We start from the raw sequence: 21,811 nt of genomic DNA on the forward strand, positions 1-21,811 counted from the left end.
TAAAGATACTTTATTCAGAAATATCTGAAGTTTGACTTGCTTTTTCTTTCTTTTCTCGATGATAGAAATGAATCGCTAAAGTTGAGAATACCATCGTCCATTGAAGGCTATATGGATGTAAAAGAAAACTAAAGATACTATAAAGAAGGATTAATAAATATTGAATTCCTCTTTTTTCTCTAAAAATATAAAATAAGCATCCTAATATTACCATCATTAATCCAGTATGAACTACAAAGAGACTTGGTAACATTAAAATTACTGCTCCCACGATATAATACACAATAGCTTGCGATAACGTAGGTTTCATAAAGAACATTCCAATTTGTAATACTAAAAACGATAGGATAAAAGGTAATAAAATCATTCCTATTCCTTGAATCAGAGAAATGGCTGATGATTGTTTACGATACTTTCTTAAACAGTCGGTCCCAACATTGAACATAGCAACAATTAGTAATGTCGTAAAGATGTTTTTATAATTTTACCATCCTATCGGTACAATAAAATGATCAATCAATGCATAGCCAAGAGATAGCAACCAACTGAATAGGAGCAATCCAATCATTAATTTCTTTTTATTAGTTACATAGTAGAATATATCTGCAAATAAAAATAACAAAATAGGATAAACAATACGACCTATGATTGACAAATAAAGAGAGGTATTCAAACTAAATAGCAATGGTCTAAAACTATCGAATATCATTAAGAAAATTGCAAAATACATTAATTTTGAACGATGGGTATAAATTTTCATAAATTCTCCTTTTTATTAAGATAATAATCGAATGATAACCGTTAATTTGAGATAAGTAAATATTTTTTTGATACAAAAAAGGAATTAAGCCACTGAATAGCACCTAATTCCTTTTCTAATTTTTTATTTCAATTACGGACTATAAACTCTTATATTCTACTTCTAATCCTTTTTGAACAGCAGGTCGATTCTCGATTCGTTTTGCCCATTTCACTAAGTGCGTGTAGCTAGATGCATCTAAAAACTCTGCTGAATTTTGATATAATTTATCTAATACTAATTGTCCATACCAAGACCAAATCGCAATATCCGCAATTGTATACTCGTCTCCAGCAATATAAGGTCTTGTTGCTAATTCTTTATCCAGTAAATCTAATTGACGTTTTGTTTCCATTGTAAAGCGATTAATGGCATATTCAATTTTTTCAGGAGCATAATTGAAGAAATGTCCAAATCCTCCACCGACAAATGGTGCAGATCCTGTTTGCCAAAATAGCCAGTTTAATACTTCTGTACGTTTTTCAACTTCTTTTGGAAGAAATTGTCCAAATTTTTCAGCTAGATATAATTGGATATTCGCTGATTCAAAGATTCTAATATTGCTCGTACTAGATTGATCTAATAACGCAGGTATTTTTGAGTTTGGATTCACTTCTACAAAGCCAGTTCCGAACTGTTCGCCATCCATAATTGAGATTTTATATAAGTCATACTCTGCTTCTTTTATTCCTAACGCTAATAACTCTTCTAATAAAATCGTAACTTTTACACCGTTTGGAGTCCCTAGAGAATATAATTGGAAGGGTTTCTCCCCCTTTGGTAATACTTGTTTAAAACGAGATCCCGCAGTTGGACGGTTAATTCCTGAAAATTTTCCTTGATTACTATCTGCTGCACTCCACACTCGTGGTAATTCATAATTTGTCATGGTTATTTCCCTCTATTCTTTGATTATTTAAAAATTTTAGTTAACTAGTTCTATTTCAAATTATTCGCTCTTTGATTCATTTCATCTGCAGCACGATTTAAGCCACGGCTTTGATATTCATAAGCTGCTTTTTCATAACGATCAATGTCTTGTTGTCTTCTACGTTCCGCATCTTGCTCACTTGATTTAGATTTTTATAATAATTCTAACGTATAATCGGAATTCCGTAAACTAATAAAGTTTATACGAGGAGTAAGTTGGAATAAATGAATAAAAGCATAATCTAGATAGTGACCATGCTACATTAGAAAAGTCAATTCTCCTAAACGCCTCTCATAAACTAACGTCAAAATAGAAATGACTTTTCTCAGTAGCACGAGTACTAGAAACCGTCCCATCGGATTCTAGTACTGGAAAATTTGAGACCAAGGCTCAAATTTTAGCAATGAGACTCGCTTTTGCGAGGCTGCTTGCGTCCATGCTACATTAGAAAAGTCAATTTCTATGCAGTAAATGAAAAAACACCCTGTGGAAATCCACAGAGTGTCGAAATATTATTCTATATACTTTTACTTCCAATTTAAAAGAGAATTTAGTCCAAAGTGGTCACTCACTTGAAGACTATTGTTTCCGTCAAAAACGACATGTAGATTCTCTACTTCTAACTCTTTCGTAATAAAAACATAGTCAATGCGAAGTGATTCTTTATTTCCCTTCCATCCATCAATTTCTGGCGGAACGGTATAGCTACCACTTTTCTCTCTAGCAACTTCAAATGCATCTTGTAAGCCTAATGGACTAGCTAAAATAACTTGATACCCTTCCTGACCAGCTGGGTTGTTAAAATCTCCAGCTAATAAAAGAGGCTTGTTCAATGATTTCAATACAGTCTCAAATCTTGCCCATTCTTCTTGGAAACCTTTATCCCACCAAGATAAGTGTACACTAGCAACTGCAAGTTCCTTACCATCCACTACCGTTTCAGCTAAGGCAACACGACGTGTATGGTAGTCTGTTGGATCATCCACATCTGAAACCAAAATTTCTCTGACTTCAATCGGTGTTTTAGATAAGATTGCTACACCTTCATGATAGCGATCATATCCAATATGATTATAAGACCAAGTCCAGTAATAATTTCTGCCATTTTCAGCTAATTTCTCCACCAAAAGTCTTACAAAGTGATCTTGGTGAATAGGTTCTGCAGATGGCAAAGCTTTATAAAAATCATCAACTTTTACTTCTTTCGAAGTGATTTCCTGATTGATTTCTTGAAAACAAATCAAATCATAATTGTTGTCAAGAATATCCTGAAGTAAAAGGTTGAATTTTTCTTCTGCTTCTTTCTCCATCCAGCTATGAGTATTCAGTGTTAAAAATTTCATATTTTTCTCCTAAAACAAGAGGTTGGAAAAAGCTTCCAACCTCAAGACTATTACAATTCTACTTTTGCAACTATTGTGTTAGCTGCAAGAGAACCAGTTTGTTCTAAATGAACTGATTGAATCGCATCAGCATTTGTGAAGACAACGATAGTTGAAGTTTCACGTCCTGCTTCACGAATAGCATCCAAGTCAGCTGTGACAAGTAAGTCACCAACTGCAACTTTTTGTCCTTCAGTAACATGAACTATAAATGGTTTCCCTTCAAGACTTACTGTGTCCAATCCAATGTGAACTAGTACTTCAAGACCTGCTTCAGTCACAAGCCCTAAAGCATGTTTTGTAGGGAAAATGCTAGATACAGTACCTGAAACTGGAGAAACAATGTTTCCATTTGCAGGTTCTACAGCAAATCCATCCCCCATCATTTTTTGAGAAAATACTGGATCTTTTACTTGTTCTAAGGCAATGACTTGCCCATCTGCTACTGAGTAAACTTCCTCAGTTAGACCTTTGAAGTGAACAGCGTTTTGTTGTGCTCCCGTCATTTGAGTTGGAAGAGTTTCAGGAATGACTTCCCCTGAATCAAGGATATCTTGGATATCAGATTTCAATACGTCGGCTTTTGGACCGTAAATAGCTTGAACCCCTTGTCCTTTCATGACAAGACCCATAGCTCCTTCTGCTTTCCATTGTTCTGCATCACCGACTTTATCAGCGTCTTTTACAGTTACACGAAGACGAGTCATACATGCGTCAACATCAACGATGTTTGCACGCCCACCAAGAAGGTTAATAATATTTACAGCTTGAGAACCTTCTGCAACTTTCACTTCACTACTAGATTCTTCTGAACCTTCAGTAGTTTCGTAGTTACCGTTACGTCCTGGAGTTGCATAATTGAATTTTTGAATCATGAAGTTTGCGATAAAGTACATAATTACAGCGAAAAGAACTGTTACCCAAACAAAGTTAATGATATCCATACCGATACCAGCACTAATCGCAATAGGTGTACGAGTCAAGAACTCGATTGAACCAAATGAGTGCATACGTAGGTTCACCACATCAGCCATAGCGAAGGCAGCACCTTGAACAAGTGAATAAACAAGATATAAAGGTGTTGCGATAAACATAAACATGTATTCGATTGGCTCAGTAACCCCTGTCAAGAATGTTGCAAGAGCTGTTGCAATCATCATACCTTTGTATTTGTGTTTCTTATCCTCATCAACATTACGATAAACAGCAACAATCACACCCATTAAGATACCGAATGAACCAATCATTTGTCCAACTTTAAAACGAGCTGGATGAACAGTATCTAACAATTGTTGGTAATGACTTGCATCTGTACCTTTAAGGTTCACAAGGTCAGTAATCCATGCAAGCCATAGTGGGTCTTGACCAAATACTTGAGTACCTTTAGCTGCACCTGTCATAATTTCATAAGTACCACCAAGAGCTGTATAGTTCATTGGGATAGTTAACATATGGTGAAGACCAAATGGCAATAGTAAACGTTCCAAAGTACCATACAAGAATGGTGCAAGAATTGGAGCATTTTCTTGTGAGTTAGCAATCCAAATACCAAAACTATTGATACCAGTTTGCACAAGTGGCCAAAGAATTGAAAGAATAATTGCTGCAATAGCAGAGCGAAGAATAACTACAAATGGTACAAAACGTTTCCCGTTAAAGAATGAAAGTGCATCAGGAAGTTTACGGAAATTGTAGTATTTGTTAAAAGCTGTAGCCCCTACAAATCCAGAAATAATCCCTACGAATACCCCCATGTTCAACGCAGGAGCTTCCATAACGCTGATGAAATAATCAGCAACTTTGATGGAACCTCCAAACAGAGTTGTTACCATTGCTTCAGGATTTTTTAACATATCTCCTGATACACCAAAGATTGTACCAGTGATACGATTAATTAAAATGAAGGCAAGTCCAGCGGCAAAAGCACCACCAGCACGTTCTTTAGCCCAGCTTCCTCCAATCGCTAGGGCAAACAAAATATGAAGGTTACCGATAACACCCCAACCAATTTGCTCAAGAATTCCACCTGTAATTACAAGTGGTGCAAAAGTTGGGTTAATCATAACAAGCGACTTACCGATTGAAATCATCAAACCAGCAGCCGGCATAACAGCGATAACCACCATTAAAGCCTTACCGAATTTTTGCCAAAACTCGAAAGACAAGATATTTTTAAATGTATCTTTCATCATCCAAATCTCCTTTATTTTTTAATTTTAAGCAAACGTTTGCACTACTTATAGATTTATTATAACATTTTACTGTTTTTTGTAAAGTATTTTACAAAAAGAAGTAGTAGATTACTGAATATGATAAAGAGAAATATAAACGCCAATCTAAAAATGTACAAAAGTGAGAATTTAAAAATGTACAATGTTACTCATTCAATACATCCTTCAAACGGTAGGATTCACCCATTATTTGAATGACATGAGAATGATGTAATAGGCGATCGAGTATCGCATTCGTAATAAATGAGTCATTAAAATTTTCATTCCATTTATCAAAAGGAAGACTCGTTGTGATAATCGTACTTTTATTCTCATAACGTTTATCGATGAGTTGGAATAGTAATCGCTCATCCCCCTTATGTAGTGGTAAGTGCCCTAATTCATCAATGATAAGCAATTTACAACGTGTATAGAATTTTAATCTGGATTCTAATCGATTTTCGTGTTGAGCTTGTCGTAAATTGGTTAGTCATTCATGAGATTTGATGAAATCAGTTGAATATCGTGCTTTAGCGGCTTCTATTCCAATAGCGGTCGCTAAATGAGTTTTCCCAACTCCACTGTTCCCTAAAAATAAGATATTCTCTTTTTTCTCAATAAATCCTAATCCACTTAAATTCATTCATTGATTTTGGTTAATATTGGGTTGAAACTCAAAATCAAAATCTTTTAAGGTTTTATAATGAGAGAAGTGTGCTACTTTTACCATAGCGTTTAGAACATTTTCACGCTTAATTTCAATCTCATAATCCGTTAGTTTTAATAATCCTTCTAGAAAAGATACATTACTATCAAGGATATGATCTAAATGAAGATGCATCTGTTTTAAATTTAAATACAATAAAGTTTCTTGTAGTCGTAAATACTGGCTATTTTGCTTCATGATGATAAAAATCTCCTATCTTTTTCAGTTGATGTTGAGTTTGTTGTATTTTTTCATTTAATTCTTCCAACGTTAATTTTCCTTGATAGGCATGAATTTCATCTAATAGTTTCATTTGTGTTTCTACTTTTCCTTTTTAAGAAGGACGTCCTGCCACACATGGCTTTAAGATAAATTGATAATCTTTTGAAAATTGATCAAATTTTACATTTACTTTTCCAGAAGCATAATTTGTACGAGCTTCATCCATAATTGTTTTCATATTGTCACTAATGACTGCTTTAGGAATTCCTCCTAATTTTTCGAATAAACTATCTAAAGCATGGAATAAAGTTTCTTGTTTTCGATTGAATGTAAGAAGATACACAGAATATCTAGAATAACCCAGCACTCCAACGAATACATTTAAAGAATGAATTTCTCCATCAGAGGTTGTAAAGCGAATATCTTCTTTCCAATCAATTTGAAGTTGTTCTCCTGATTCTGTTTCGAATCGTAATAAAGCAGGTTGTTTAGGCGTTGATTGACGCTTATTAAAATATTGTTGAAATTCTTGATGATTGGAAATGTATTTTCTAAAGTTCGATTCACTGATAGTCAAATCATGATTTTCTACTAAATAACGCCATAAATTAGCTTTGTAGTAAAACGTTTGTAAGGTGTCGTCACTCAGTAATTCTTGAATAACTGGATGTAATGAATCGATTTTTGATTTTCTAACTTTGATTTTAGGTTTAGTAAAGCCATTATAATACTTTTTAACAGTTCTACGATCTACCTGAAGTTCTCTAGCTAAAAGAGAGAAATTAGGTTTCATGTGTTGTGCCTCCATAATCATGCGTAATTTTGGTAAATCAGATAATTCATTTACCTGGAATTGTTTTAAAATAATTGTTTTATCTATTTTTGTCATAATGATTTTCACCTCAGTCTCATTATGACAGATGAATCAATTTTGTACATTTTTAAATTCCCGAATGTGTGCATTATTATAGTAGCATTTATAGTTGCACTTGACTTGACAATTCACGAATATAATAACGTCACTAAAAAAGGAATTAATTAACTTGAAATTAATTAATTCCTCCGATAATACTGCGTTATAATTCCAATTTTACAATGAGCATAATTTTTAAAGTAGTTTCAAATAAGTTAGCTATTTAATCATCTAACACTTTACAAAATTTATAATTTTGAATTTAATTTTGTCTCTAACATGTTTACTTTTTCAGTTAATTTTACGATTTCTTGCGTTAAATCATTTATTACCAAACTTGTCATTAAATGATCCTGACTATGAATAGTGATTAAATTTAACTCTACATCGCTTTCATTTGCTTCTAAACATATTAATTTTGTTTGATCATTATGCGCTTCTACAAGAGATAAATGAGCTTGCTTCAAACACTCTTCACAGTTTTTCTTATCATTCTTAATTATACTTTCGATAGCTTCTATTGATTTACTTCTCGCCTCACCTGCATTTATTATAATAGACATAACAGTTTGTACTTGTTCATCATTCATAACTTTAACCTTCTGAAATTAAATTTAATGCGTCATCTAATACTTTAGCACCATTCATAGAACCATAATCCATTATATTAATGATTGACAATTTTACACCTAATTGAGAGCATTTTTCTTTATATTTTTCTTCCAAAAACTTAACTTGAGGTCCTAATAAAACTAAATCAATTTTTTCAGTTTCTAACACTTCTTCTGCTTGTGCCTCTGCTTTTGCAAAGATTGAAACTTCTATATTTTTTTCATCAGCTACTTTTAACATTCTAGATACCAACATACTAGTACTCATTCCAGCTGAACAAACTAACATTATTTTTTTCATATTATTTTACTCCATTTTTATCTAAAAGAATTTGATTTTTTTCTTGTATTTTAAAGAAAGGATAGTATATAAATACACTAATTACTACTAAAGCCAATGTGAATATTACATTTCTCCAGTCAAAGCTAGACAAATATGCTTGAGCAAAAAATGGTGTGAAAGATGGATCAACAAGATAACCATTTGATATAATATTTAAATTTTCTGCAACATAAGTTAGTAATAATGAAACAATTGGTGTTAAAATAAATGGAATACCTAAAATAGGATTAAACACTATTGGAAGGCCAAATATTACTGGTTCATTAATTGAGCAAATCCCCGGAATAAGAGACAACTTACCTATTGTTCGATATTGAGGAACTTTACTTTTCATCATTAATAAAACTAATCCTAATGTATTTCCCGCACCACCTAATACTGCAATTCTAAACATCTGTAGATTCATAGCATGAGTCATAAGTTCCCCATTAGAAAATTGTTCTGCATTTAAGCCAGTTTGTGCAATTCCCAATGTAAATACTATAGGGAATATAATTGAACTTCCATTTATTCCAAATAACCATAATAATTGTCCAATAGTAACAATGATTATAAAGCCCCAGATACTTCCTGCAACATTTATTCCTGGAGTTAAAATTTTCATAACAATTGCTGGGAATTTATCACCTAAATAACTAATAAATAATAAATTTGTTCCGTAAAAAATAATTATATTTACTAATAAAGGTAACAATGAATTTATAAAATTTGATACCATAGGTGGAACTGTATCAGGAAGTTTAATTTTAAAATTATTTTTTTCAAATAATCTTGTTAACTCTACTGAAATTAATCCGATAATAATAGCAATAAATAAACCATTAGAACCTAAAAATTCAGTGTCGATTTTACCTTCTGCTACCTTCGTACAAACTAACAAATACGATACAATAGCAATTAAACCATTTGTAGCAGCATCAAGTTTATATTGTTTTGCTAACGAATAAGCAATTCCGAATACACTCAAAATTCCTATCAATCCAAATGTTAAATTATAAGGTAGTGTAATTAAATCATAATTTTGAACTGCCCAACTTTTCCATAGAGCTAGAAATTTCAAAAGAAAATTTGCATTATTAAAATCAAAATTATCCATATTTATAGGAGGGTTTGCAATAATCAAAAAGAATGCACCAATTACCATAAAAGGTAAAGAAAAGAACATACCTGATGATATAGCCTTTAAGTGTCTCTGATTAGCCAACTTATAGGCGAATGGGCTTAATAAATCATTTAACTTCTCAAGAAAATTTTTTTTACTCATGATAAAACTCCTCTCTTAACTTTGCCAATTATTAAATTTAAACTCCGTTTCAGTTTTACTACTTGAATAATATTTTTCTAACAGTTTCTCATATTCTTCTTTATAATTATTGTCGACTTCTGCTTGAGGAAAAACTTTACTTGCTTCTTTTAAAAAGTGTTCAGAACCTCTACCAAGTTCTTGTCCTCTTAAAGTATGCTTATCTAAAGCAATATCTGGTATCTCTGGAACATATCCTAATGCAAAATTTTTTATAATAATATTTTTTAATAAATCAGAAGAACGATCCTTCATAGATCCACACATTAATCTAATCGCATGGATAAAGAACATTGCCCGATCGGGTTCAGCATACAAAAATTCTTTTCTCATTGTATTTAAAGACTGAACAATCACAGCCATCTGTGGATTTCCCATCCCAATATCTTCTACTGAAATTGCTAATAATCTTCTCCATAATTTTTCTTCCATTTGAGGAGAGGTAATATACATTTCATACGCAAATTCGCATGCTTCTCTTTCTTTCCCCCTACGTATACTTTTTTGTAATGAGGAAATCACCTCATCAGCAGCTAAATCATTTCTTGTTCTCATACGAGCCCAAGGATCACTTACATATCTTTTACTCATCTTTTATTCCTCCTTCTTTATTTATAGTTTTATTATAGTTCTGGTATAAATTAAACTCCACACAAAAAACTACCGTATATAAAACGGTAGTTTAGTGTAATATTTCTAATAAAGCTTCGTATGAGGAATTATTAATTAGATAATTTATTCTATTTTCATCAAAAAAAACATTACTAATTTTATCGTAAAATTCTTCAAGATTTTTATTTTCTTCATTGCCTATAGAAATCAAGAAAATAACTTGAACTTTACGACTCTCCCATAAAATAGGACGTTTTAATGTTGCAACTACAACGAAGCTAGACTCACTCATCATTTCATATGGATGAGGAATTGCTACTAAATTTTCTAAATCAGTTTTGCCCATTTTTTCTCTTATAAGAACTGATTCTAAAAAATTATCAGACGTTAAATTATTTTTCATAGCACAATTGCACATTTCCTGTATTATATCTTCTTTTTTCTCTAAATCTAAATTTGAAATAAATAATTCTTTCGAAAAATATTTTAACCAACTTTTAGAATTGGAATTTTCTAACTGTTTCCGATATCTATTTATATCTTCTTTTTTTGGAAATAAATTTATCTCTAATATTGGAATATTAAACTTCATATTTAAGTTTGTTGTCGTAAAAATATAATCAATATTATTTTTTTTAAAATCAAATTTCTTTATATTTTCAACACTACATTCATAAATGTTTCCTAAAAAATCTCCAAAGTTTCTTTTACATTTAAGTTTTAAAAGATTACTGTTTTTCAATCCTGATTCACAAACTAAAATTATATTTTTCTTCCTTTTCTGCTCACTTTTTTGTTCCAATGACAATGCAAAAATAATAGCAATTAAACTAATCTCTTCATCTGGAAGTCGCTTGTTATAATACGATTCTAATATAATACTTCCTGTAAGCGCAATTGTATATGATAAAGGATATTCTCTTTTTAATTCATCCAATAAGGGATTTTTGATAAAAATATCATATTTCATTCTAATATCCATTAATACTAAATGTTTACTTAGTGATAAAATTAAGTCTAAATCATCACTAAAATCAATTCTTAGAGTACTATTTATAATTTCTAAAATTTTTAATACGAGATTATTAATTCTATTAGTAATTATAAAATTTGGTGCAAATTGAATATATGAATCAGAAGGTAGTACAGAAACGAACTGTAACATAAAAGCATCCGCTTCTTTTCTGCAAAAGGAAATACCATACATATTTTCAATAATATTAATATATTCATCTGTAATATTTTTTAGTTTTTCACTAAACTTTTCATTTTTGTAAAAAGCTAAAATACGGTAATTTTTACTAATTCTATTAATTGAAACAATAATATATTTCATAAAATAGTCGAATGAAATTTCTGACATTGAGATTTCATTTTTACTATTCTCTTCAATAATACTTTTAATTAGTTGTTCATATTCTCTAATATCGAATTCGTCACTATAGTTATTTATAATACAAATTCGTTTATTTAATTCTGAACCAACAATTCTAACACCATAATTAGGTCGCCTTTCAATTTCTAAATTATATATAGCTACATCGTTTTCAATTTTCTTTAAAATATTTGAAATAGTATTTCTAGATATATATAATTCATCACTCAAATAATCAATTTTCACAAACGTTTCTTCATTCAATAGTGTTCTTAAAATAAATTTTTTTCTCTCGTCTGTTGTATTTGGAAAATTAATTTCCTTTGACTCTTCAATAAGTTTATCAAATAATTGATGATTCTTAATTTCTAATAAATATCCGTAATGTTTTTTTGAAATAATACTCGCACCATATTTTGCTATAATTTCATTTATTTCTTTAATCCTATTTCTAAATGTTTTATCACTAATCGATAACTCTTTTGATAAATCACGTGAAGTCTTAAATTCACTTTCAGAAAGTCTAGTTAAAATCTCATACAAATTTGCATCCATATTAAATACTCCTATTCTACAATACAAATTCTAAACCTAATGAAAATGTACGTCAATATACCGAATATCTTATAAATTAAAATTTTTCAAAAAACAACTATTTGTAACAATACGAAAAAAATTATCTTCTAAATGCTTCTCCATAAACTCACGTGAAATAGAAATGATGTTTTTGTGAGAATAATCCTCACTTTTACAAACTTACTTGCATCCATTGCTACTTCGTGTTAATTCAAACAATTTTACTATTATTATTTTCTAACCTGAAGATGTTTAAACAACCAGAAATATTATTCTCAAACATTTGAAAATAAAGATAAAAATCAAAAGTTATTTCTATTTTTTGAAAATAACTTATAAAATTGATAGTTATTTCTAAATATTTGGAAATAATTACTTCTCAAATCCCACTCAAAAAACGTAAAAATAAAAATGACTTTTCACATTAAAAATGAGATTCGCAAAGCGAAGCTGCTTGTTTCCATGCTACCAAAGGAAAAGTCAATTTCTATTCCCGGAAATGAAAAAACACTCTGTGAAAATCCACAGAGTGTCGAAATGTTGATATATAAAATATTAACGTTTTGAGAATTGTGAAGCTTTACGAGCTTTCTTAAGACCTGGTTTTTTACGTTCTTTCATACGAGGATCACGAGTTAATAAACCAGCAGCTTTTAAAGCGCCACGGAAATCAGGATCAACTGTTAATAATGCACGAGCGATACCATGACGGATAGCTCCTGATTGACCAGTGAATCCACCACCATTAACGTTTACTAATACATCATAAGTTCCGATTGTTTCAGTAATGTTTAAAGGTTGTTTGATTACTTCATGTAAGTAAGCAAATGGAATATATTCTTCAATTGATTTTTTGTTAATAGTAATTTTACCTGTCCCTGGTACTAAGATAACACGGGCAGTTGAGTTTTTACGGCGTCCAGTGCCGCGGTATTGTGCTTGAGCCAATGCTTTTTCCTCCTTAAATTAGTGATTGGATGTCTACTGCTACTGGTTGTTGTGCAGCATGTGGATGTTCAGCTCCACCGTAAACATGTAATTTAGTAAATTGACGACGTCCTAAAGAGTTTTTAGGTAACATGCCTTTGATTGATAATTCAACTAATTTACGAGAGTTGTTTGCACGTAATTCACCAGCTGTACGAGCAGTCAATCCACCTGGGTGGTTTGAGTGGTGATAGTAAACTTTATCAGATGCTTTTTTACCTGTTAAAGCAACTTTATCAGCGTTGATGATGATTACGAAATCACCTGTGTCAACGTTAGGTGTAAATGTTGGTTTGTTTTTTCCACGTAAAATGCTTGCAGCAACAGCTGAAAGACGTCCTAATGGTACATCAGTAGCGTCGATTACAACCCAGTTACGTTCAGTAGTGCTAGCTTTTGCCATAAATGTTGTACGCACGATTTTTTCCTCCAAATTCTTCTTGGTATTTCTTCACATTGAGTTTAACGGGGCTCAATGGTGGTTTATCTAATTGGAATATCGAGTGATTCCTTTACTAAATGTAAGTAATCTCTCAGATAATTATTTAGCTAATGCTGATTTAGCTTGTTCAGCTAAAACAGTGAATGCTGCTGCATCGTTAACTGCTAAGTCGGCTAACATTTTGCGGTTCATTTCGATACCAGCTAATTTTAAGCCGTGCATTAATTTGCTGTAGCTTAATCCGTTTAAGCGAGCTGCCGCATTGATACGTGCAATCCATAATTTACGGAAATCACGTTTCTTTTGACGACGGTCACGGTAAGCATACATGTATGATTTCATGACTGCTTGTTTAGCTGTTTTAAATAATTTTGATTTCGCTCCGTAGTAACCTTTAGCTAATTTTAAAACACGGTTACGACGACGACGAGTAACTGTTCCACCTTTAACACGTGGCATAATTAATTCCTCCTTGGTCTTTCAGTCTCTTGCGACTGTCTAGAAAATGTAATAGTTTTGCGTGCTGAATTAACGCATTTGACTTAATTGTTGTTTAATACGTTTGATGTCAGTAGCGTGAACCATTGTTTGTTTACGCAAGTGACGACGTTGTTTCTTAGTTTTACCATGGAAACGGTGGCTTGTGAAGGCTTGTGAACGTTTTAATCCTCCACCACCTGTACGTTTGAAACGTTTAGCTGAACCACGGTGTGTTTTTTGTTTTGGCATGAGACTTTCCTCCTGTTACTTTTTACTTATCATTTTTTGGGCGATAACATCAAGAACATGCTTCGTCCGTCCATTTTTGCCTTTTGTTCGACAGTTGCAAGTTCGATAACTTGTTCTGCCAAACGTTCTAAAACCTTTTGTCCAATCTCTTTGTGAGTAATGGCACGTCCTTTAAAACGGATTGTAGCTTTCACTTTGTCGCCTTTTTCAAGAAACTTTTGTGCTGCTTTCAATTTCGTATTAAAGTCGTTTTCATCGATTGTAGGGCTTAGACGCACTTCTTTGATATTGATGACTTTTTGATTTTTACGAGCTTCACGTTCTTTCTTTTGTTGCTCAAAGCGATACTTACCATAATCCATAATTCGAGCAACTGGTGGTTTTGCATTTGGCGAAACTAAAACTAAATCTAGTCCAACTTGTTCTGCTAAACGCAATGCATCGTTTTTTGTTTGAACACCAATTTGTTCACCGTTATTGTCAATAACACGTAACTCACGAGCTCGAATTCCATCATTGACCATCATATCTTTTGCTATGATTGTTCACCTCCAAAATTTTTGAGAGAAAAAAGCAAAAAAGCAACGAGAACAAACTATCCCCGCTGCCAATGTCTTCATTAATTAAACATTACTATCAGCCCAAGGACTTTAGTCAACTTAGGCGAGAAGCGGGATGCTTCTGCTTGTTTTCTCAACTTCTATAGTCTACAGTAATTCTCTATCTCTGTCAACAATTTTACGAAAAATTATTTTATATTTTTTAAATTTTCTTCAAACTCCATCGTCTTTTTATTCATTTTGTTCTATAATATACATAATTAAGGGAGGAAATTTTATGAAAAAACAGTATTTACTATTATTATCTACTTTATTTGTTTTAACAGCTTGTAAGAGTCAGACTTCTACTCCTACTGAATCTACTACTCAAACAACTGTTTCTTCAACAACAACCTCAACTACAAAAGAAACAACAACTAAAGAAAAACCTACAACAGCTAAAACTGCTTCCGAAACGAAACAAGAAACGACTACTCAAGAAGCAAAGAAAGCCACTGTTCAAAATAATACTACTAAAACTCCTACTTCAATGAATATCGAGGAAATCAAAACTGGAAATTTAGCAAGTATTAAAGGAACATGGAGAAATGACTATGGTCAAGAATTAACGTTCCATGAAAATGGAACAGTTTCTGTTAAAGACTCTACTTTAAAAGTTCAACCAACTCAAACTCAATATCAAGAAGGTTTGTTAAACTGGATTTTCACTCCATTAGATAATCAACCTGCAGTTGGAAGTGCGATTATGACTTTTGTTCCTAAAAATCAAGTCGTAACATATGGTCTCATTGAAGGACATAAAGATACTTCTGATACTACTAAAGATCGTTTATTCGGTACTCAAGCTGCCCTAACTTCAGAATCACTGAAAAAAGCAATGTATTACAAAGTTTCAGAATAATAAAAATTGGCTCGACCTTTTTGAGGCTGAGCCATTTTCTATTTAATTTCCTAAAAATTTCTCAAGAAACATACTTGCGATGGTAAAGTACACAAATACACTCGTTAAGTCACTTACAGTAGTAATAAATAAACCACTCGCAAATGAAGGGTCAAATCCCATGGAATCAATTAATAATGGAATTAAACTTCCCGCGATTGTTGCAACTGTTATGGCAAAGAACATTGACACTCCAATAATTCCACCTAAAATCCAGTTTGCTTGCCACAAACCTACTACAACAAAAATAATGAATCCTGTCGCAATCCCACTAATAATCCCTGTTGCAACTTCTGATAAAATTGTCTTCATAAACACTGGTTTGTCTTCATTTAATCCAATCTTACGAACCGCAACGGCTAACGATTGTGTTCCCGCATTCCCTGCTGTACCTGTAATTAATGTAATGAAGATAGATAATACACTAGCTTGTCCAATAATTCCTTCATAACGACTTAATAAGGCTGCCGTCGTTAATCCTAAGAATAATAAACTAATTAACCATGGCAAACGTTTAGAGGCTGCAATAAATGGATTCACCGATTGTTCATCTACGTCTACCCCTGCTAAACCAGAATAGTCACTTGTTGCTTCTTCATCAATAACGTCAATCGCATCATCGACTGTAATAATCCCGATTAATTTTTCTTCTTCATCAATAACTGGAATAGCTAAGAAGTCATAATCTCGAATCATTTTTGCTACGGCATCTTGTGCTTCTTGCACTTCTACAGAAACGACACGATCTACCATGATTTCACTAATTTTCACATCTTCTTTATGAACGATTAAATCTTTCAATGTTAAGACACCTTTTAAACGATTCTCTTCATCTACAACATACACATAATAAATTGTTTCTGCTTCTTCTGCCATTTTTTTAACAGTTGTCATCGCACTTCCAACTGTTTGGCTTTCATGAATGGCGATAATTTCTGTAGTCATCATCGCGCCTGCTGTATCATCTTCATAATTTAATAATTCGCGGATTTCATTGGAAGTTTTATGAGGCATCATGCGTAAATATTTTCTAACTTCATCTTCTTGTACTTGTTGCAAAATATCTACCGCATTATCGGCATACATTTCTGCTAACATTCTTGCAGCATACCGCTCATCCATTTCTCGAAGATATTCTTCCACATCTTCGACATCTTCTTCAATGATTTCAAATACAGGTGCCATGTCTTCAGGTGACAGATATTGATACACCAATTGACGTTGTTCCACACTAAGAGACAAGTAAATCTGCGCTTGATCATAAGTATGATTTTCTAAAAATATTTCTTTAAATTGATGTTTATCATCTGTTTTTAACGTATGATGAATTTGTTCTAAAATTTCATCAAATTCATAAACCATTTCAGGCATCGAATCACCTCTATTAATCATTCTTTTTTTCACTTGAAATAATTATACCTTTTATCCTACAAAATTGACAATATGAACGCCTTTATTTTTATAGATTTTATTCATTGATTTTGCTACACTGATAACAAATAAATGATTAGGAGATGCGTTATGAAAAAAAGGATTTTCTTATCAACTTTACTAGTGGGTGCTTGCCTATATAATTCTGTTCCAATTTTTGCTCAAGAAACAACAGATGCTAAGCAAGAGTTAACGAGTAAGGCTGTAGTTTCTACTTCAACTATCAAAAATCAGTGGAAACAAATAGATGGTGCTTGGTACTACTACAATGAACGAGGCGATAGCTTAAAACAAACATTCTGGAATTCCTACTACTTCCATAAAGACGGAAAGATGGCAAGTAGCGAATGGATTTTTGAAAATAATCATTGGTATTATGCAAAGCCTTCTGGAACTTTAGCTAAAAATGAATGGATGATGATTAACCAACATTGGTATATCTTTAATACACAAGGAATTCTATTGACGAATCAATGGAAAGATGCCTACTATTTAAAACCTTCTGGCGCAATGGCAGAAAACGAATGGATTTTTGATACTACGTATCAATCATGGTTCTATATGACTGCTAATGGCCGTTATGCTCAAAACACTTGGAAAGATGATTATTACTTAAAATCAGGTGGATATATGGCAAAAAATGAGTGGATTTATGATTCTTCTTATCAAGCATGGTTCTATCTAGATAGAAATGGTTTATATGTAACAGATTCACACGTCATTAATGGTGCTCTTCACAGCTTTAAAGGTAATGGAGAATGGATTCGAGAAATCAAAGAAGAAACGTCTTCAAATGAATTACCATTTGCTACAAGCAACTATCAAAAAGTGATTTTCCTAGATCCTGGTCATGGTGGTAAAGATCCTGGCGCACAATATTTAGGATTAAAGGAAAAAGACTTAAACCTTCAAGTTTCTCAGCAATTAAAAACAAAACTAGAATCCCTTGGTTACAAAGTCATTATGAGCCGTTCAACAGATGTTTTTGTTGATTTCGTGACTGAACGTTCTAGAATGTCGAATGAAACAAATGCAGATATGTTTATTAGTATTCATTTTAATGCAACAGGTCATGGACTTGATAGTGGTGAAGATGGAATTCAAACCTATATGTATCAACCAACGGGTAATATTCCTTCTGTCATTAATAAAAAATGGCATGATAATCCGACTCGCTTGAAATATAGTTATAAACTAGGTTCTTATATTCATCAATCTGTTTTAGCAACAACTCAAGCAAAAGATGCTGGATTATTAGCGAAGAGTTTTGCCGTATTACGTGAAACAAACAAACCTGCTGTTTTATTAGAATTAGGATATATGGACGATTCAAAAGAATCACAAAAAATTCGTACCAGAGAATACCAACAAAAATTAGTAGACGGAATCACTCAAGGAATCCAACAATATTATAATAACTAAGACAAAAAACCGAGAAAGCATCAAGCTCTCTCGGGTTTTATTCGTGTACGTAAAACTTTCCTTCAGCACGAAGAGACAGCAAAGCTGACTACTGGCGTCCTAGTACAACAGGAACAGTCTATTTGTATCTATCTATTTATATCTATCGTTCTCTATCCACTCCGCCATGTCCGTCGGCATTGGAGCCTTAACGCACATCTTCTCTCCCGTCATCGGATGAACAAAATCCAACTGACTACAATGAAGCGCCTGCCTCACTAATGGCTCAATTTTCGCGCCACCATATAAATCGTCCCCTAATAACGGACAATCTAACCAACTAAAATGCACACGAATCTGATGCGTACGCCCCGTATGCAAACGAATTTTCACCAATTGACTATGCTGATACGTCTCCTCTAACCAATACTCCGTTAAAGACGGCTTCCCATCCGGTCTCACACAACGATTAATAATCGAATCATCCGTTCGCCCAATAGGAGCATCAATCAAATCATGCTCTTTTAAAACGTCTTGTTTTTTCACAATCGCATGATACGTTTTCTGAATTGTTTTATTTCGAAGCGCTTGATCCATCCACGCATGAACTACACGATGTTTCGCAAACATCATCACTCCCGTTGTATCACGGTCTAATCTCGTCACAACATGAGTCACACAATCTTGTGTTCTCGTCGTTTGTAAATAACCTTTTACACGATTCGCCATTGATTGGTCGGGATGTAATTGTGACGGTATCGAAGCTGTTCCTTGTGGCTTGTTCACAATTAATAAGTAGTCATCTTCGAATAAAATATCCAAAGGAATATGACTGGGAACAACTGTTTCATGCTCACCTTCTGGAGGAATCACCATCGTCAGTACATCTCCAGGCACTAAAGTCTTTAAAACAATTTCCTCTCGACCGTTGACGAGTAATTTCCCATTTCGTTTGACATGGGCTAAAAATGTTTTTGTAATTCCTTTTTCTTTTAAAAAACTACGCATCATCATGGGTGATGAATACGGATAAGTCCATGTTAAATTCAATGATTTCCCTCATTATCTTTCTTATAAATCTATTTTTCTTGCCCCAATAAAGGAGTTTTCTACTCTATCCCAAAAATGAGTATGTCGATAGCGTACAAAAGAAACACGTTTTTTACTAATATGTAAATGTGCTTTAACAATATCATTCGCATCATATGTTAAATGATCCATTGATAAGACCATTCCATTTTCACTATGAGGTAATAAGGTAAGTACTTCTTCGGGCGAAAAAATCATTGGAGAACTTAATGTACGATACACACGATTATTAATCGAAGCCATTTCCGTCATTTGCATCACTTCTGCTCTTGGATGAACAATCGCTCCTCCTAATGACTTATTCACTCCAGTTGAACCTGTTGGAGTAGCTACACAAACGCCATCTCCTCTAAAGTTCTCAAATAATTCTCCATTAATCAACACTTCACAGACAAGAGTTCCGTTTACTTTTCTTAAAGTTGCTTCATTTAAAGCAATATGGTAATCAATCGTACCGTCATTTTTTTCTAAAGTAACATCTAATAAAGGATAACTGACACTTTCCCCTTGATCATGCTTCAAACTTTCAATTAATTCACCTGCTTGAAAATCACGCCAATCTGTATAAAAACCTAAATGTCCTGTATGAATCGCTGCAAAACGAATATGGTCTAATTGAGATTTATAATGATGGACAGCACCAAGTAAAGTCCCATCTCCCCCAATTGTAATCACAACATCTGGATTATCATCATCTCGTTCAAATTCCTTATTACAACATAAATTCAAAAATTCATCTGCTACCTTTTGGCTTTTTTCTGATTGATTATAAAACAACCCTACTTTCATCAATTCACCCACCCTTCTCTTTTTTTCAACTATTTAAGATTTTCTCTTACGTTGATTTTCCTTATTCGTTGAGAAAATATATTGAGCTTCTTGAATTTCTTCTCGAATTTGTGACATCTCTTCATCTAATAAGAAGGCCGCTTCTGCTGCTCTTTCTAATCGTTCATGAATAATTTCTGGGAATTCTCCCTTATACTTATAATTTAACGAATGTTCAATTGTCGCCCAGAAATTCATCGCTAATGTACGAATTTGAATTTCTACTAAAATTTTTTCTTCTCCTTCAATTCTTTGAACAGGATATTCTAATACAACATGATAGGAACGATAACCACTTGCTTTCTTTTGATGGATATAATCACGTTCAATAATAATCGTAAAGTCATTTCGTTGACGAAGTAATCTTACGACTTCAAAAATATCATCTACAAATTGGCACATAATCCGTAACCCTGCAATATCTTGTACTCCTTCTAAAAAGTCTTCTGTTAAAATCTTTCTCACTTGCATTTTCTCACGAATACTTTCAGGAGTTTTCACACGTCCTGTTATAAATTCAATCGGTGCATGTTTTCCTTTTTGTCGATATTGAAGGCGAATGCCTTTTAATTTAATTTTTAATTCTTCAATTGCTTGACTATATGGTGCTAAAAAAGCATCCCAGTCTTCAACTTCTGGTAAATATTTTTCTTCCATTTACTCACCTACTTTAATCTCATCCTTCTTATCATAGCATATTTTTTACTGAGTCTAAAAGAATTTTGATATTCTTAAACTATTCAATAGTTATTATTTGTAATTCTAAAAAAATTAAGCTAAAGTAGAAAAAGCTTTGTGATAGAAAGAGGTAGAAACATGGCCCATTTAGAAAAAGAATATAAAAATCTTCTAACAAAAGTGCAATATGAAACTTTAAAAGAAGAATTCCAATCTATTTTCACGAAAGATATTACGCAGACGAATCAATATTATGATTGTCACCAACAATTAGAAAATAATTGTTCTGCTTTACGAATTCGCCTGATTGAAGGACAACAAATGGGAGAAATTACATTAAAAATTCCTCAATCAGACTGCGAAGTAATTGAAATTACTGAGGAATTACCAAACGAACAATTACAATGGTGGGTTGAAGAAGATATTTTCTTACTTCCAACAAGTATTAAACTAGCACTTGAAGAACAAGGGATTGAATTATCTAATATCTCTCCAACTGCTACTCTAACAACCCATCGATTAGAAGGGCTATTAAGACCTGGCTGTTTACTTGTATTAGACGAAAGTCACTATGCAGGTCAAACCGATTATGAAATTGAAATGGAAGTTGAAGATTTAGAAGAAGGAAAAGAAATTTTCTTAGAAATTTTACATCGTCATGGTATTACTCCGCAAAAACCAATTAGTAAAATTAGACGAGCTTTACAAGCTTTTAAAAATCTTGGATAATTCAAGGCTTTTTA

The 21,811-nt window shown here is 32.7% G+C and carries 24 protein-coding genes, 1 pseudogene and 1 other annotated feature; of the genes and pseudogenes, 3 read left to right on the top strand and 22 right to left on the bottom strand.

Going from position 1 to position 21,811, the window contains the following annotated elements; all coding sequences use genetic code 11:
• Positions 1-10: 10 nt before the first annotated feature.
• The 18 genes and pseudogenes from LK443_RS09215 to infC form a co-directional block, all read right to left on the bottom strand.
• Positions 11-445, bottom strand: coding sequence for a hypothetical protein (locus LK443_RS09215; RefSeq protein ID WP_227931604.1), 435 nt, complete (start codon positions 443-445; stop codon positions 11-13).
• A gap of 39 nt (positions 446-484) precedes the next feature.
• Positions 485-760, bottom strand: coding sequence for a TraX family protein (locus tag LK443_RS09220; RefSeq protein ID WP_227931605.1), 276 nt, complete (start codon positions 758-760; stop codon positions 485-487).
• A 139-nt stretch (positions 761-899) separates the two neighbouring features.
• The gene (yghU, locus tag LK443_RS09225) at positions 900-1,688 is read right to left on the bottom strand and encodes a glutathione-dependent disulfide-bond oxidoreductase (RefSeq protein WP_227931606.1); all 789 of its coding nucleotides are present in this window, start codon (positions 1,686-1,688) and stop codon (positions 900-902) included.
• 569 nt (positions 1,689-2,257) lie between these two features.
• Entirely contained in the window at positions 2,258-3,073 is an 816-nt protein-coding gene (locus LK443_RS09230) for an endonuclease/exonuclease/phosphatase family protein (protein ID WP_227931607.1), read from the bottom strand.
• Between the two features lie 50 nt (positions 3,074-3,123).
• On the bottom strand, positions 3,124-5,304 hold the full coding sequence (locus LK443_RS09235) for a PTS transporter subunit IIBC (protein ID WP_227931608.1): 2,181 nt from the start codon (positions 5,302-5,304) through the stop codon (positions 3,124-3,126).
• 184 nt (positions 5,305-5,488) lie between these two features.
• Positions 5,489-6,226: pseudogene (gene istB / locus LK443_RS09240) on the bottom strand (IS21-like element helper ATPase IstB).
• Positions 6,213-6,341, bottom strand: coding sequence for a hypothetical protein (locus LK443_RS09415; protein ID WP_265416421.1), 129 nt, complete (start codon positions 6,339-6,341; stop codon positions 6,213-6,215). Before LK443_RS09415 ends, istB begins: the two are co-directional and overlap by 14 nt.
• Positions 6,342-6,362: 21 nt before the next feature.
• Positions 6,363-7,139 (bottom strand): IS21 family transposase, encoded by a 777-nt coding sequence (istA, locus tag LK443_RS09245; protein ID WP_227931609.1) that lies wholly within the window; start codon positions 7,137-7,139, stop codon positions 6,363-6,365.
• Positions 7,140-7,411: 272 nt separating this feature from the next.
• Positions 7,412-7,753 carry a PTS lactose/cellobiose transporter subunit IIA gene (locus LK443_RS09250; RefSeq protein ID WP_227931610.1) on the bottom strand — a complete coding sequence of 114 codons (342 nt, stop codon included), beginning with the start codon at positions 7,751-7,753 and terminating at the stop codon, positions 7,412-7,414.
• A gap of 4 nt (positions 7,754-7,757) precedes the next feature.
• On the bottom strand, positions 7,758-8,075 hold the full coding sequence (locus LK443_RS09255; RefSeq protein ID WP_227931611.1) for a PTS sugar transporter subunit IIB: 318 nt from the start codon (positions 8,073-8,075) through the stop codon (positions 7,758-7,760).
• Between the two features lies 1 nt (position 8,076).
• On the bottom strand, positions 8,077-9,381 hold the full coding sequence (locus tag LK443_RS09260; protein WP_227931612.1) for a PTS sugar transporter subunit IIC: 1,305 nt from the start codon (positions 9,379-9,381) through the stop codon (positions 8,077-8,079).
• 15 nt (positions 9,382-9,396) lie between these two features.
• Positions 9,397-10,011 (bottom strand): hypothetical protein, encoded by a 615-nt coding sequence (locus LK443_RS09265; RefSeq protein ID WP_227931613.1) that lies wholly within the window; start codon positions 10,009-10,011, stop codon positions 9,397-9,399.
• Positions 10,012-10,102: 91 nt separating this feature from the next.
• Positions 10,103-11,962: a BglG family transcription antiterminator gene (locus tag LK443_RS09270; RefSeq protein ID WP_227931614.1), complete on the bottom strand. Its 1,860-nt coding sequence runs from the start codon at positions 11,960-11,962 to the stop codon at positions 10,103-10,105.
• Positions 11,963-12,538: 576 nt separating this feature from the next.
• Positions 12,539-12,931 (bottom strand): 30S ribosomal protein S9, encoded by a 393-nt coding sequence (rpsI, locus tag LK443_RS09275; protein WP_006702950.1) that lies wholly within the window; start codon positions 12,929-12,931, stop codon positions 12,539-12,541.
• 13 nt (positions 12,932-12,944) lie between these two features.
• A complete protein-coding gene (gene rplM, locus LK443_RS09280) occupies positions 12,945-13,388 on the bottom strand; it encodes a 50S ribosomal protein L13 (protein ID WP_006702951.1) in 444 nt (147 codons plus the stop codon).
• A 123-nt stretch (positions 13,389-13,511) separates the two neighbouring features.
• Entirely contained in the window at positions 13,512-13,871 is a 360-nt protein-coding gene (rplT, locus tag LK443_RS09285) for a 50S ribosomal protein L20 (RefSeq protein WP_006702952.1), read from the bottom strand.
• A gap of 69 nt (positions 13,872-13,940) precedes the next feature.
• On the bottom strand, positions 13,941-14,141 hold the full coding sequence (gene rpmI, locus LK443_RS09290) for a 50S ribosomal protein L35 (RefSeq protein WP_005605917.1): 201 nt from the start codon (positions 14,139-14,141) through the stop codon (positions 13,941-13,943).
• Positions 14,142-14,170: 29 nt separating this feature from the next.
• Positions 14,171-14,665 (bottom strand): translation initiation factor IF-3, encoded by a 495-nt coding sequence (gene infC / locus LK443_RS09295; protein WP_227932496.1) that lies wholly within the window; start codon positions 14,663-14,665, stop codon positions 14,171-14,173.
• Positions 14,666-14,711: 46 nt separating this feature from the next.
• Positions 14,712-14,834, bottom strand: a sequence feature (ribosomal protein L20 leader region).
• A gap of 144 nt (positions 14,835-14,978) precedes the next feature.
• Between infC and LK443_RS09300 the strand changes: the two genes are divergently transcribed.
• Positions 14,979-15,602: a DUF6287 domain-containing protein gene (locus LK443_RS09300; protein ID WP_227931615.1), complete on the top strand. Its 624-nt coding sequence runs from the start codon at positions 14,979-14,981 to the stop codon at positions 15,600-15,602.
• A 42-nt stretch (positions 15,603-15,644) separates the two neighbouring features.
• On the opposite strand, the gene mgtE is transcribed toward LK443_RS09300, so the two are convergent.
• Positions 15,645-17,012 carry a magnesium transporter gene (gene mgtE, locus LK443_RS09305; protein ID WP_227932497.1) on the bottom strand — a complete coding sequence of 456 codons (1,368 nt, stop codon included), beginning with the start codon at positions 17,010-17,012 and terminating at the stop codon, positions 15,645-15,647.
• Between the two features lie 150 nt (positions 17,013-17,162).
• Here mgtE and LK443_RS09310 point away from each other — a divergent pair, with 150 nt between their 5' ends.
• Positions 17,163-18,494, top strand: coding sequence for an N-acetylmuramoyl-L-alanine amidase (locus LK443_RS09310; RefSeq protein ID WP_227931616.1), 1,332 nt, complete (start codon positions 17,163-17,165; stop codon positions 18,492-18,494).
• 132 nt (positions 18,495-18,626) lie between these two features.
• On the opposite strand, the gene LK443_RS09315 is transcribed toward LK443_RS09310, so the two are convergent.
• From LK443_RS09315 to LK443_RS09325, 3 genes are read right to left on the bottom strand one after another with little or no spacing between them, the layout of a single operon-like run.
• Complete coding sequence (locus tag LK443_RS09315) at positions 18,627-19,523, bottom strand: RluA family pseudouridine synthase (protein ID WP_227931617.1); 897 nt, start codon at positions 19,521-19,523, stop codon at positions 18,627-18,629.
• 21 nt (positions 19,524-19,544) lie between these two features.
• Positions 19,545-20,351, bottom strand: a complete 807-nt coding sequence (locus LK443_RS09320) for an NAD kinase (RefSeq protein WP_227931618.1) — start codon at positions 20,349-20,351, stop codon at positions 19,545-19,547.
• A 33-nt stretch (positions 20,352-20,384) separates the two neighbouring features.
• Positions 20,385-21,047 carry a GTP pyrophosphokinase gene (locus LK443_RS09325; protein WP_006702960.1) on the bottom strand — a complete coding sequence of 221 codons (663 nt, stop codon included), beginning with the start codon at positions 21,045-21,047 and terminating at the stop codon, positions 20,385-20,387.
• Between the two features lie 159 nt (positions 21,048-21,206).
• Between LK443_RS09325 and LK443_RS09330 the strand changes: the two genes are divergently transcribed.
• On the top strand, positions 21,207-21,797 hold the full coding sequence (locus tag LK443_RS09330) for a CYTH domain-containing protein (protein ID WP_227931619.1): 591 nt from the start codon (positions 21,207-21,209) through the stop codon (positions 21,795-21,797).
• The last annotated feature ends 14 nt before the right edge of the window (positions 21,798-21,811 follow it).

It is taken from the genome of Granulicatella elegans (genome assembly GCF_020735385.1).
GTDB lineage: Bacteria > Bacillota > Bacilli > Lactobacillales > Aerococcaceae > Granulicatella > Granulicatella elegans_B.